Annotated in this window: 10 protein-coding genes; 2 read left to right on the top strand and 8 right to left on the bottom strand. The window is 68.2% G+C overall.

From position 1 onward, the window contains the following. Window positions 1-77 precede the first annotated feature (77 nt). Entirely contained in the window at window positions 78-1,118 is a 1,041-nt protein-coding gene (locus ACT3UF_RS16165; protein ID WP_444502295.1) for a hypothetical protein, read from the top strand. A gap of 6 nt (window positions 1,119-1,124) precedes the next feature. Here the strand turns inward: ACT3UF_RS16165 and ACT3UF_RS16160 are convergent, their stop codons facing one another. Together ACT3UF_RS16160 and ACT3UF_RS16155 are read right to left on the bottom strand one after the other, a co-directional pair. Then, window positions 1,125-3,362: a glycosyltransferase gene (locus ACT3UF_RS16160; RefSeq protein WP_444502294.1), complete on the bottom strand. Its 2,238-nt coding sequence runs from the start codon at window positions 3,360-3,362 to the stop codon at window positions 1,125-1,127. Between the two features lie 52 nt (window positions 3,363-3,414). Continuing rightward, window positions 3,415-4,755, bottom strand: coding sequence for a lipopolysaccharide biosynthesis protein (locus tag ACT3UF_RS16155; protein ID WP_444502293.1), 1,341 nt, complete (start codon window positions 4,753-4,755; stop codon window positions 3,415-3,417). A gap of 234 nt (window positions 4,756-4,989) precedes the next feature. Here ACT3UF_RS16155 and ACT3UF_RS16150 point away from each other — a divergent pair, with 234 nt between their 5' ends. Continuing rightward, complete coding sequence (locus ACT3UF_RS16150; RefSeq protein WP_444608432.1) at window positions 4,990-6,426, top strand: asparagine synthase-related protein; 1,437 nt, start codon at window positions 4,990-4,992, stop codon at window positions 6,424-6,426. A gap of 53 nt (window positions 6,427-6,479) precedes the next feature. Here ACT3UF_RS16150 and ACT3UF_RS16145 read toward each other — a convergent pair whose 3' ends face one another. The 6 genes from ACT3UF_RS16145 to ACT3UF_RS16120 all read right to left on the bottom strand — a co-directional run bounded on the left by ACT3UF_RS16145 (window position 6,480) and on the right by ACT3UF_RS16120 (window position 12,706). After that, window positions 6,480-7,490 carry a Gfo/Idh/MocA family protein gene (locus ACT3UF_RS16145; RefSeq protein WP_444502291.1) on the bottom strand — a complete coding sequence of 337 codons (1,011 nt, stop codon included), beginning with the start codon at window positions 7,488-7,490 and terminating at the stop codon, window positions 6,480-6,482. Further along, complete coding sequence (locus tag ACT3UF_RS16140) at window positions 7,487-8,596, bottom strand: DegT/DnrJ/EryC1/StrS family aminotransferase (RefSeq protein ID WP_441443317.1); 1,110 nt, start codon at window positions 8,594-8,596, stop codon at window positions 7,487-7,489. The genes ACT3UF_RS16145 and ACT3UF_RS16140 overlap by 4 nt, the downstream gene beginning before the upstream one ends. Beyond that, on the bottom strand, window positions 8,593-9,279 hold the full coding sequence (locus tag ACT3UF_RS16135) for an acyltransferase (RefSeq protein ID WP_441443318.1): 687 nt from the start codon (window positions 9,277-9,279) through the stop codon (window positions 8,593-8,595). Before ACT3UF_RS16135 ends, ACT3UF_RS16140 begins: the two co-directional genes overlap by 4 nt. Before the next feature lie 113 nt (window positions 9,280-9,392). Then, a complete protein-coding gene (gene purE / locus ACT3UF_RS16130) occupies window positions 9,393-9,911 on the bottom strand; it encodes a 5-(carboxyamino)imidazole ribonucleotide mutase (protein ID WP_441443319.1) in 519 nt (172 codons plus the stop codon). Further along, a complete protein-coding gene (locus ACT3UF_RS16125; RefSeq protein ID WP_442332136.1) occupies window positions 9,908-11,224 on the bottom strand; it encodes a 5-(carboxyamino)imidazole ribonucleotide synthase in 1,317 nt (438 codons plus the stop codon). Before ACT3UF_RS16125 ends, purE begins: the two co-directional genes overlap by 4 nt. An 18-nt stretch (window positions 11,225-11,242) precedes the next feature. Continuing rightward, complete coding sequence (locus tag ACT3UF_RS16120) at window positions 11,243-12,706, bottom strand: ATP-binding protein (protein WP_444502290.1); 1,464 nt, start codon at window positions 12,704-12,706, stop codon at window positions 11,243-11,245. Window position 12,707: the final 1 nt, after the last annotated feature.

The following is a 12,707-nucleotide window of genomic DNA, read 5'->3' as shown; positions in this document are numbered from 1 at the left end:
ACTGTTGCTACCCCGTTACCCTGGGCGTGGCCACCGCCACCGCACACCAGGCCGCGAGATGGAGTGGAGGTCCCACGATGTCCGATCCCGACTATTCCAGCGTCCTGCATCTCAGCGATCCGGCATTTACCGCGACGCTCCTGAGCCGTGCCGCCGACGAGACCGGGCGACACTGGCGTGTCCTTGCCCTCGCGATCGCTCCGCCCGGCAGCGGTCCAGCAGCGATCGCGGCGAAGGCCCTCCGCGGCCTGCGCTGGGAATCCCAGCTGGCCGTCGCACGCGCCCAGTCGCAGCGGGTCCATGTGCACAGCGTCCTGGCCCAGCGCCATGCCGGGTGGGCCTTCGGACGCCGATTCGCTCTGCACCTTCACGGGACGGACATCCGCACCAACCAGTATCTAGACCAACATCGCGATCTAGTGCGTGAGACTGTCCGCCGCGCTCAGACGGTCTTCTACTCCACCCCCGATCTGCGGGAACACGTGTCGCCGCTCCGGGATGACGCCCGTCTGGTGCCTGTGCCGGTACCGGTCCCCCTCGAATTCACACAGGTGCGGCCGACAAAAATTTCCGAGATGATCGGTTCCCGTGACTACATCTTCTTCCCCTCAAGGTGGGAGGAGGTCAAAGGCGGTCAGCGGCAGATCGAGGTAGCACGGGCGTTGTCACGTGCTCTCTCGGATGCGTCCTCACCAGTGCTCGTAGGCCTAGATTGGGGACCTCTCGCTCAGGAAGCCTCGGCCGCTGGCGTGCGCCTGGTACCGAAGATGCCCCATAGAGAGTTCCGGGCTGCAGTTGCCGGGGCTCGGCTCTGCGTCGGCCAGTTCGCCGGCATCCTCAGCGCCTCAGAGCTCGACGCTCTGGCAGCGGATGTCCCACTGGTGGCTCCTCTGAACCCCGGATGGTACGACGGAAGCCACTCCTCGCTCGTGACTCCACCGGTGATGGGAGGCGTTGACCTGGGGATGACAGGAGGTCCTGCGGATGTCGTCGACCTCGTCATCGAGGAGCTCAACGATCCTGCGCTGCGACTCACGGCCTCCTGGGTGGAGGAGCATCATTCACCGCAGGCAGCTCTGTCCGAGGTGCTCTCCGGATATCGCGAGACCGGCTGGTGATCTCGGTCAGGGAATCCGTCCGCTGAGTCGCATAGCCGCTTGCTCAGCCCGTGCCCTCCAGGTCAGCGCATGTCGTGAGCGTCGAGCGGCCTCTGCGTAACCCCGCAGGCGCTCGGGATCCGCCTGGAGTTCGATCAGCTCCGCCCGCAGGGCGTCAGCGGAATAGTCGACGACGGGCCCCACCCCGAGCCGTTCGCCGAGCTCCCCGGCATAGGTACCACGGCTCAACAGCACGGGCTTGCCGTGACCCACGTACTCAAAGAACTTCACGGGCGCGGCAAAGGTACGGTACTCCCCTGGCTCGACGAAGAGTACGCATGCAGATGCGGCATCATAAAGCGGTTCCAGCTCAGCTCCCGAGCCGTGCACGACACGGATTCGCGAGCCGAGGTACGCCTCATAGCGAGAACGGTTCTTGGCCCAATCCGCCGGGGGAACGCACATGGTGAGAGTAGTTTCCTCAGTCTCCGCAACAGCCTCGAGACACGCATCGAGCCCGTACTCGGCTCCGAGTCCTCCGACGTACAGCAGGTGCAGGCCGTCCGGCGTCGAGGAGTCGACGACCGTGGCTCCCGGAGGCAGCGCGCTGCTCGACGTATCCGAGATCGGGACGATCGGCGCCATCCGCTCGGATGGGAGGAAGAGGTGCACGCGGGCCAGCCGGAGTACGGCGAGGTCAAGGCGATATAGAAGGTTCATCACCGCCGCGCGCGGGGTGCGGACGTTGCGCAAGGAAGTCGAGAAACGCCAGTACACATCACGGTAGAACTCTCCGGCGGGGACATTGCGCCGACGTGCCCAACACAGGATCCTGGCGTCCAGCAGCGGTGCGAGGCCATCATGGACGCTGGTGGCCAGGAGGTTCGGCTGTGTGGAGTTCTCCGAATACAGGAGCTCCAGTTGCTGCCCAGAGCGCAGGCGACGGCGCGCGGCACGGAAGGCGACAGCACGCTGGCGGGGGGCACCGACGACGGGATGTACGCGATAGCCGACCTCCCGGAACGCCTCGAGCATGCGCAGGGGCCGTAGTCGACTCGCGCCCCTGGGTCGAGGGTCGATAGGGAATGGAGCGTGGAAGAGCATCTGCGGGCGGGCTTCTGCCGCAGCAGCCCGACGGTATGCGTCGACCTGGTGCGCCACGAAAGACTCGCTCGAGAAGATCCCGAGCGCCATCTTCCGGATGGCGTCTCTGAAGTCGGGCTCCGCCGCCCGGGCCTCTTGCGCCATGGCCGTTATCGCAGCGCTCAGGGCTTCGGAGTCGTCGGTGGGGACGACGACACCGCTGGTTGGGTCCACCCATGCGCGTCCCGCCCAGGTCGCCGTCGCAATCACTGAGAGTCCTGCGGCCCGTGCCTCGCCGAGAACCGTCCCACCGGCCTCGACCGCGCTGGCGAGCACAAGACAGTCACTGCTCGCCATCAGATCCGGGAGCCGGTCGCGGTCTACCCGTCCAAGCACCTCCACGCAGTCTTCGACCCCGAGCCGTGCCGCATGACCTCGCAGCTCCTCGGCGCGTTCCGCCGTCCCCCCGGCGATGAGCAGCCGCGCCTCGACGTGCGCCACTGCGTGAGCGAACGCCTCGATCGTCTCTTCAGGACGTTTGTTCCGCACGAGATTCGAGACGTGCAGGAAGGTATATGGCCCGGTGGCATCTCGGCGGTTGGACGAAGACCTGAAAAAGCTCTCGGGAACCGGCAACGGGATCACCTCCGGTCGGGCGACGTCATAGTGCTCGGCGATTGCTTCGGCAAAAGGCTCGCTCACGGTCATGACCACGGCTGCATCAGCCAGGGCATGGAGGAGGTGCGCTTGGCGGGTGGGGGAACGAACAGCGCTCAGGCTCGAGGGCCGATGCTCGGTGACGACGACTCCGCGTCCCCAGCGCACCGCGAGGTCCTGGGCGATGAGCAGGCCGGGCATCACGGAGTGCGCGTGAAGGACGTCTGGCAGCTCGGGCACCGCGGAGCGGTACGCCGATTCTGCGAGACGGCCCATCAGCTGCTGCTCGAAGCGCTGAAGCGGTCGTGGCAACGCGGGCATCGTCACGCGGATCACCTTGAGCTCGCCGTCGTGCTCGATCGTGGCCGCCGGTCCGCGCCAGCGGGCGAGCGGGACCAGCCGCGGCACCAGGAGCGCTACCTCATGACCGGCTCCTGCCACCATCTCGGCCTGCTCGCGGAAGAAGGACCCGTTCAGCGGCTCCTCCGCGCTCGGATACCAGGACGGGACGACGAGGACTCTCATGCACGAACTCCAGGTTTGGCTCGGTCGGGTACGGACTTCGGCGGTTGCTTGCTCAGGCCGCAGGCTCCGTCGGCTCGGGGTCGGAGCCACCTTCGGACTCAGCCGCGCCCGCCGCCCGTCTGCGATCGTATCCACGCGCTGCCAGCAGCGACATCGCCAGCATAATCATCAGCATGCCGGCCATCAGCAGCCCCAGCCAGAAGACGGTGTCCAGCAGCTGGAGCGGGGAGAAGTAGAGGAGGGACAACGGCGCGGCGCAGAACACGATCGAGAAGGCGAGCATCCACTGCTGGTTGTCGGTGACCACGAAGACAGTCGAGATCGGGGAGGTCACCAGCTGCATCGCGAGCCACGGGGTGAGCGCCCGGGCGAAGTCCCCGGCCATGTCCCACTGCTGACCGAAGACAAGGATGAACATCCACGGCGCCACCAGGTAGATCAGTCCGAACGGGACGATGGAGATCAACAACGAGCGGATGATGGTGAAGCGCACCAGCGGGAACATCTCTCCTGGCCGCACGCGGGCCAACTTCTGGAAGAACACTTGGGAGATGGCGCTGTTGATGAGCCCGATGGGCACCTGGAGGATTCTCCATGCCAGGTTGAACTGGCCCACCGCGCCCAGCGCTACGGTGCCGATCAGCAGCGTGATCCCGTTGATTCGCACCGAATCCACCAGAGCGTTGGGCATGTTCAGCAGCGGCATCTTCTTGTAGCGCTTGACCAGGTCCAATCCGCTAGTGGTCCCTTCCGGAATCGGTCGGAAGAGATCCCTGGCCCGTAGCCGCAGATTGACGAAGGCGTAGGCCTGGCCGATCAGGGTGCCGAAGATCAGTCCGGGAAGAGTGCGCAGCCCGATCAAGCCGAATCCGAGCTGTCCGCCGGCGGCACCGATCGCCTGCTGCACACGGTTCAACGAGATCGTCCGATAGTCGGTCTTGCGGTTGAACCAGAACTGCATCATCGTGGCCTGCGCGACGAAGAAGACCGTGAACCCGCCCACCACCAGCCATGAGGCCAGCGCGGGGTCCCCATACTGGGCGATAATGAGATCCCTCAGGACCAGAGCTGCGAGAGTGAACAGGCTCGCGACGACCAGATTGCTGTACGTGGCGATGCGTGCGATCCGGCGGGCCTCGTCATCGTCCTCGGGGAGCATGATCGTCATATCCAGTCGGAGCGATGCGACGGTGGTGGCGATCGCTGTCAGCGAGCCGAAGATCGCGAACTGGCCGAAGGCCTCAGGCGTGAACAGGCGGGCGGTGATCACCGAGACGCCCATCACGACGATCTGCGCCACGGCAGTGCCCGTCAGGAGCACCAGCACATGGCGCAGTGTGGGGTACTTCGTGACCAGCTTCTGAACACGATCGCGGATCCCGGAGGACGACATCAACTCCGGACCACCTCACGATCGGTATGAGTACGATGAACTCGCGGGTCACGCGGACTCGCGTCCCGGCGCGCCGCCTACGAGGAGCCCATGCTGACCGTCGTCCCGCATCTTAGTACACAGTGGACCGCAGTCGATCGAGGGCAGTTCCTGCGCAGACTCCCTGGAGCCTCGACCCCTATAAGCCTCTCCCCTGACGCACTTCGGCGCAGCGGCGAACTGTTCGCTGCGGTGTTGATCACCAACGACGAGATCGTCCTCATGACAGATCATCTGCGCTCCTGGCCGATCTTCTGGGCAATCCGTGCCGATGAAGTGCATGTCGGTGATGACGCCTACACCGTCGCGGAGGCTGTCGGCGGCCGGGTTCTGGAGGCCGGTGCTGCGGCTGAGTTCCTTCACACCGGCTTCGTGCTCGGGGCCCGCTCGCTCCTGCAAGGCGTCTTCCAGGTCCCGTCCGGCACCTCCGTACGCATTGATCGTCGCACCGGCGCCGTGGACCAACAGCTTGAGCGTCGGCTAGGTCTGCGGGAGCCCGAGCACCAGGAGATTAGCACCTTCACCTCGGCATTCTCCACCGCTCTGGATACTGCAATGGCCCGCCTCTACAAGCGTGCTGACGGGCGCGTGATCGCACTTCCGCTGTCTGCCGGACTCGATTCCCGGTTGCTGGCGGCGCTGCTCGCCCGGGATGGCTACCCGAATGTGCTCACCTTCACCTACGGCCTCCCCAAGAATGCGGAGGCGCAGGCTTCCGCGAAGATCGCCGAGAGCCTGGGCCTCCCCTGGCGTCAGGTGTCGCACACCCCGGAGCAGTTGCGAAGCGCCTGGACCGACACCTCCACCGAGCCCTTCCTGCGGGAGGCGTCAGGCGGGGCGTCACTCCCCCACATCCAGGACTGGTACGCGATACGAGCGCTCACCGCGGACGGCACACTGCCGCCGGGGAGCATCGTGATCCCCGGCCACACCGTGGTCAGCTCCGCGAAGGATGAGCCGCTGCGCCATGGTCGCGTGTTGACCCCGGCAGCGATCGTCGACTCTCTCCGTCCTTGGCATTTCGCGCTCCGGTCCCGGTCACGGCGCGCTGTGAGGCTCCCCTCGGTGGTCCATGAGCTGCAGGCCTTCTTCACGGAGGTCAACCTGGACGGGGACCGTCGCGCCACGATGGATGCAGTGCGCTGGTTCTGGCAGCGCGAGCGGCAGGCGAAGTACATCTTGAACTCGGTGCGAGGCTACGAGCATGCGGGCCTCGAGTGGGCGTTGCCGATGCACGAGCTTTCTGTGTGGGAGGTGTACGAAGCGGCGCCCGATGCCGCTATCGCCTCGCGCGAGTGGTACCGGGCGATGACGGAGAAGATCTACGCGTCCGTCAGCGGTGAGCCTGCACCCACAGTCGCACCACGCTTCACGGAGCGTTCCCTCCCCCGACGCATTGCGGTCGCGGCTGCAAAGAGCACGGGACTGCCGCAGCTGCGCTCCCGCGTACGCACGGTGCGGGCGGTGGTCGATCATCCCTTGGGGTTCGACGCGCTGATCACCGGCGCGTCCCGGCGCGACGTCGCAGTGCGGACCGCAATGGGGATGACACCCGTGGGGGAATTCGCCGAGCAGTTCCTAGATGATGAGTGGGTGCCGGGCAGCTCCCTGTTCACCTCTCACGGAAGCTGACGGCGTTCGCCACCGCCGGAGCGGTGGCGAACGCCGTCAGAGCGTCGGGTGGATCAGTTGAGTGTGACCACTCGACCGTTCTCCGCGCTCTCGAGCACGGCTTCGACGGTGCGGACGGTGTGCAGGCCCTCGCGCATGGTGACGATGTTCGAGGGGTCCCCGTTGATCGCGTCGCGGAAGGCCCGGTGCTCGGTCGCGAGCGGCTCGTGACGCTGCAGCGCGTAGGTGATCGAGTCACCCTCGCTGACACCCCGGAACGACGCCATCGACTCCCACAGGTTCGTCGCCGCATCAGCATTCGCGTGGAAGGTGAGATCCGCGTTCAGGGTGTCGCCCACCAGAGCGCCCTTCTCCCCCGTGACCACCGTGACCCGCTCCTTGAACGGCGTCAGCCAGTTCACCAGATGATTGGTGATCGTGCCATCCTCCAACCGGCCCGCGACGGAGACCATGTCCTCGTCCTCCCGGCCGGAGCGACGGGTCGACGTCGCCGCGACCGAGGCATAGGGCGACTGCGCGACCCACGCCGTCAGATCCAGATCATGCGTGGCGAGGTCCTTCACGACCCCGACATCCGCGATCCGGGCCGGGAATCCGCCCTGCCGACGAGTGACGATCTGGTAGATCTCCCCCAGCTGGCCCTCGGCGATCCGGCGACGCATCTCCTGCAGCGCAGGGTTGTACCGCTCGATATACCCCACCGCCCCGACCAGGCCAGCCTTCTCGAACGCGGCGGTGATCTCCTCCGCCTCCCCGATGTCAAAGGCCAGCGGCTTCTCCACCAGGGTGTGCACCCCGGCCTCCGCCAGCGCGATCGCGACATCACGATGGAACTGCGTCGGCACCGCGACCACCGCATAGTCGATCCCCGCCGCGATCAGCGCCTCCACATCCGGGAGCACCTCCAGCCCAGGAGCCGCACCATGGGGATCGCCGTGGGCATCCGCCGCTGCAACCAGCTCCACGCCCTCCAGCGCGCGAAGGTTCCGCGCGTGATGGCGCCCCATCATCCCCAGCCCGATCAGCCCGGCTCGCAGCGTCTTCTTCCTGCCCAGCATGCTCATGCCCCCGCCTTCGCCACAGTGTTCACAGCCGCCACGATCCGCTCCCGATCCAGCTCCGAGATGCTCGGATGCACCGGCAACGACAGCACCTCCTCCGCCAACATCTCCGTCACCGGCAGATCGACCTCAGTCTTGAACGTCTCCAGGCGATGCACCGGGGTCGGGTAGTACACCCCGCAGCCCACCTTGTGCTCCTCCCGCAGAGCAGCCGCGAAGGCATCCCGCTCCGCCGCCGTCGCGCCCTCGATCCGGATCGTGTACTGGTGATACACATGCGTCGCACCCTCACGCACCACCGGCGTCACCACACCGGTCAGATTCGCATCGAAGAACCGTGCGTTCTCCTGCCGCGTCGCCGTCCACGCCGGGAGCTTGCCCAGCTGGACCCGCCCGATGGCCGCATGGATATCCGTCATCCGGTTGTTGAACCCGGCGACCTCGTTCGCGTACTGCTTCTCCATCCCCTGGTTGCGCAGCAGCCTCACCTGACGCGCGATCTCCGGCGTGGCGCAGGAGACCATCCCACCCTCCCCCGAGGTCATGTTCTTCGTGGGATACAGCGAGTACATCCCACCCTGCCCGAAGGTGCCCACCTGGGCACCCTGCCAGGTCGCGCCATGGGCCTGCGCCGCATCCTCGAACACCCACAGACCATGCTTCGCCGCGATCGCCAGGATCTGGTCCATCGGCGCGGGATGCCCATACAGGTGCACCGGCTGGATCCCGACCGTCCGCTCCGTGACCGCCGCCTCGATCGCCGCGGGATCCACCGTGAACGTCTCCGGATCCACATCCACGAACACCGGGACACCGCCCGACACAGCCACCGTGTTCGCCGTCGCCGCGAAGGTGAACGACGGCACGATCACCTCATCACCGGGCTTCAGGCCCAGCGCCAGCATCCCCAGATGCTGACCCGAGGTGCCCGAGTTCACCGCCACCACCTCACGGCCACCCGCCAGCGCGGCGGAGAACTCCTGCTCGAACGCCGCGACCTCCGGTCCCTGCGCCACCATGCCCGAGGCCAGCACGCGATCCACTGCGTCCCGCTCCTCCTGGCCGATGATCGGCTTCGCCGGCGGGATCATCGTGAGTTCGCTGTTCATGCGGGGAGTCCATCCTGTCCATCGGGGTCGGTGAGGGTGGCCGGGCGCGGCGCGTCGGCCAAGGGTGAGGAGGCGAGCAGCAGCCCGCCGGTGGAGTCATCGTGGATGTACCACTCGCCCGTGGTGGGGCATATCCAGGCATCGGTCCCGTCGGAGGAAGGGATCAGCTTCTCGCCGGAGCGGCCCACCCAGCCGAGGCGCCGGGCCGGAACGCCCGCCACCAGCGCGTGCGGGGGGACGTCCTTGACCACGGTGGCGCCCGCGGCGACCATCGCCCAGGCACCGATGGTCACCGGAGCCACGCAGACGGCGCGGGCTCCGATCGAGGCGCCGGTCTCGCAGGTCACGCCGACGGGCTCCCAGTCGGAGGCGGACTTCGGGGTGAGATCCGGGTTGACCGCTCGCGGGAAGTGGTCGTTGGTGAACACTGCGGCGGGGCCGACGAAGACGCCGTCGGCGAGCTTCGCGGGCTCGTACACCAGCGCATAGTTCTGGACCTTGCAGCCGTTGCCCATCTGCACCCCGGAGCCGATGTAGGCACCGCGGCCGATCACGCAGTCCGTCCCGAGCCGGGCGCCCTCGCGCACCTGGGCAAGATGCCAGACGGAGCTGCCGTCGCCGATGGTCGCGTCGTCCGAGATGTCGGCCCCCGGGGCGACCCGGTAGGCAGGGGTATCGCTCATGGAGCCGACGATACCGCGAGCACTGGCCGATGATCGGGAGGAACGCCCTGCGATGCAGCGTGATGGGAGAACGTGCACACGATCCTCACCGCGTTCTCACCTGGCGGGCTGAGTCACCGCGAGGCGCGCAGCTTCTCCCCCTTGGCGAGCGCGACCTCTCGCAGCTCCGCCTGGAAGGCGATCATCCGCTCCCGGAGGCGCTCCGCTTCCTGATCAGCGCCGGCGGCGAGGATCCGGGCCGCGAGCAGTCCGGCGTTGCGCGCTCCGCCGATGGAGACGGTCGCGACCGGCACCCCGGCGGGCATCTGCACGATCGACAGCAGGGAGTCCATGCCGTCGAGATGCTTCAGCGGCACTGGCACCCCGATCACGGGCAGGGGGGTGAGGGAGGCGAGCATGCCGGGCAGGTGGGCGGCGCCGCCTGCTCCGGCGATCACCACCCGCAGCCCGCGCTCGGCGGCGCTGCGGCCCCAGGTGACCATGTCCTCGGGCATCCGGTGGGCGGAGATCACCTCGACGGTGGCTCCGATCTCGAACTCGGCGAGCGCCTCCTCCGCGGCTTTCATCACCGGGTAGTCGGAGTCGGAGCCCATCACGATGCCGACCAGCGGGCGGAGGGTGTTCTCGGTCATCGGGTCTCTCCTGAGGTCTCGACAGTGAGGGGCGCGCCGGTGGCGGGCACTGCGGTGGCGGGCGCGCCTGTGGCAGGCGCTGCGGTGACGGGCGCGGGCCCGTCGATGATCAGTCGTTCGGCCCGGTGGGCGCGCTCGAGCAGCTCGTCCGCGTCCGTGCCGGTGAGGGTGACGTGCCCGATCTTGCGACCGGGTCGCACGGACTTGCCGTAGAGGTGGATCTTCAGCTCCGGATCGGCGGCGAGCGCGGCGTGTGCGCCGGGGGCGAGGTCCTCGGCAGCACCGGCGAGCAGGTTCACCATCACCGAGACCGGTGCGACCGGGGTGGTGGCGCCGAGGGGCAGATCGGCGACCGCTCGCAGGTGCTGCTCGAACTGGCCGGTGATGGCACCGTCCATGGACCAGTGGCCGGTGTTGTGGGGACGCATGGCGAGTTCGTTGACCAGCACCTGCCCGTCGGACGTCTCGAACAGCTCGACAGCGAGCATGCCGGTGACCTGGAGATCTTCCGCGATGGCGAGCGCGAGGGCCTGGATCCGCTGCTGGCCGGCCGCGTCGAGGCCGGGCGCGGGCGCGACCACCTCGTAGCAGACACCGTCCTTCTGCACCGACTGGACCACGGGGTAGGCCACGGCCTCTCCTCCGGGGCGCCGTGCGACCTGGGCGGAGAGCTCGCGGGTGAAGGGCACCAGCACCTCGGCGAGCAGCTCGCCGTGCTCGGCGAGCCAGTCCTGGGCCTGGTCGGCGCTCTCGATGATCCGCACGCCATGGGCGTCGTAGCCGCCGCGGGGGGTCTTGATCACGATCCGGCCATCGCTCTCGGCGAGCGCGTTCTCCAGGTCCGCCACGGAGCTGATCCGCCACCAGCGCGGGCAGGGGTGGCCCAGCGCGGTGAGACGCTCGCGCATCACCAGCTTGTCCTGGGCGTGGACGAGAGCCGCGGGGCCGGGCCGGACCGCGGCGAGCCCGGCACCCTCGATGCGTTCGAGGATCTGTGTGGGCACGTGCTCGTGGTCGAAGGTGATCACGTCGACCTCGGCGGCCAGGTCACTGACCGCCTGCTCGTCGTCATGCCGACCGATCCGGACCTCGGCGGCGACGGCCGCAGCGCTCTCCGCAGGGTCAGTGGCCAGCACCGGCGTGGTGAGGCCCAGCTCGATCGCGGGGCCGATCATCATCCGGGCCAGCTGCCCGGCGCCGATGAGGCCGACGCTGCGGGCACCCGTCGGGCTCTCGGGGGTGGCCGCGGCATCGGGGGCGGCTGCCGTAGTGGGAGCAGTGGTCTGCTCTGGGCGGGGCGGGGTGATCGGCACGGCGGCCAGTGTACGAGGTCAGCTGCGTGAGCGCGGGCGGCGCCGGACCACGGACCCCTGGGGGAGGGAATCGAGGTCGTCCCCACCGGAGCGCTGCCGCTGTGCGGCGCTGGGCGTCATGTCGGCGCGGACCCCGCGGGCGGCCTTCGCGAGCCGTCCGCCGCGATGCTCGCGAGGGGCTCTCGCGCCCCGGCCGCTGCGCTTCTCCTCGACGTCGTCCTCGCCGCCATCGTCACCGGGTGCGGAGATCAGGAACACGCCGAAGGTGGTGGGGCTCTCGGTGAGCAGCTCGAGGCGCCCGCCGTCGTCCTCGACCAGGGTGCGTGCGAGCGCGAGCCCCACGCCGGTGCCGCTCGAGCTCCGCCCGGAGACGGCGCGCTCGAAGATCCGGGCGCCGAGCTCGGGATCGATGCCACCACCCTCGTCGGAGACCTCGACCACGGTCGAGTGATCGTTGCGGCGCACCTTCACGGTGGTGCGCCCGGCGCCGTGGGCGAGTGCGTTCTCCACCAGGGTGGCGATCACCTGGGTGAGCGGACCGGTCGATCCCCAGACTGCGGCGCTGCGCGGGACCTGCACCCGCAGCTCCCGGTGGGCACGCCGGTACGCCGGGGACCACTCCTCGCTCTGCTGGGTGAGCACGTTGCGCAGCTCGACCACGCCGGGGGTGCGGCGTTGGGAGGAGCGCGGGGCGTTGATGAGGTCGTGCACCACCTCGGTGAGGCGGTCGATCTGCTCGAGGGAGATGCGGGCCTCCTCGCGCACCCACTCCTCGGAGCTGGTCGCGAGGATCTCGTCCAGGCGCATCGACAGCGCGGTCAGCGGGGTGCGCAGCTGATGGGAGGCGTCGGAGGCCAGCCGGCTCTCCGCCTCGAGGCGTTCGTTGAGCATCGCGCCGGAGCGGGCGAGCTCCTCGGCGACGTCGTCGATCTCGGCGATCCCGGAGGCGTGCCAGGGGCCGCGGGAGCGACCGGAGCCCATCTCTTCGGCGCGCTGGCTCAGCCGGGCCAGCGGCATCGAGATCCGTTGCGCCTGCCACAGCGCCACGGAGACGCCGATGGAGAGCGCTGCGAGTCCGGCGACGGTGATCAGCACCCAGGCGCTGGCGGTGTGCGCGCGCACGTCGGACTCCGGGATGTACACGGCGACCGACTGTCCGGAGGCGCCGTTGGTGGTGACCCTCTTCGACTTGCCCTCCGGGGGGTCACCGGCGGTGTAGGTGGTGCCGTCGTGGGTCACCGTGATCGCGATGTTGAGGTCCGTCTGCGCGTCGACATGGCGCTGGAGCAGCGCATCGTCGATCTCGAGGCCCTCCTGGAGCCGTGCCTCGGTGTCGATGCGCACGAGGTCGACGATCTGGTTAGCCTGGTTGGTGAGGCTCTGCCGTGCCAGCGTCAGCCACGAGTAACCCAGCGGGATGCCGAGCATGAGCACGGCCAGGAGCACGGTGATGATGGTGGCCTGCAGCACTCGCTGCCGCACC

Source organism: Brachybacterium sp. AOP24-D1-21, from assembly GCF_052378665.1.
Taxonomy (GTDB): Bacteria; Actinomycetota; Actinomycetes; order Actinomycetales; family Dermabacteraceae; genus Brachybacterium.
The sequence above is the reverse complement of the archived record's forward strand: the minus strand, read 5'-3'. Positions and strand labels throughout refer to the sequence as shown.

Coding starts and splice junctions, on each gene's coding strand:
- ACT3UF_RS16165 (WP_444502295.1), top strand. CDS start 78: ATGTCCGATCCCGACTATTCCAGCGTCCTGCATCTCAGCGATCCGGCA.
- purE (WP_441443319.1), bottom strand. CDS start 9,911: ATGACCGAGAACACCCTCCGCCCGCTGGTCGGCATCGTGATGGGCTCC.
- ACT3UF_RS16140 (WP_441443317.1), bottom strand. CDS start 8,596: ATGAACAGCGAACTCACGATGATCCCGCCGGCGAAGCCGATCATCGGC.
- ACT3UF_RS16155 (WP_444502293.1), bottom strand. CDS start 4,755: ATGTCGTCCTCCGGGATCCGCGATCGTGTTCAGAAGCTGGTCACGAAG.
- ACT3UF_RS16145 (WP_444502291.1), bottom strand. CDS start 7,490: ATGAGCATGCTGGGCAGGAAGAAGACGCTGCGAGCCGGGCTGATCGGG.
- ACT3UF_RS16160 (WP_444502294.1), bottom strand. CDS start 3,362: ATGAGAGTCCTCGTCGTCCCGTCCTGGTATCCGAGCGCGGAGGAGCCG.
- ACT3UF_RS16135 (WP_441443318.1), bottom strand. CDS start 9,279: ATGAGCGATACCCCTGCCTACCGGGTCGCCCCGGGGGCCGACATCTCG.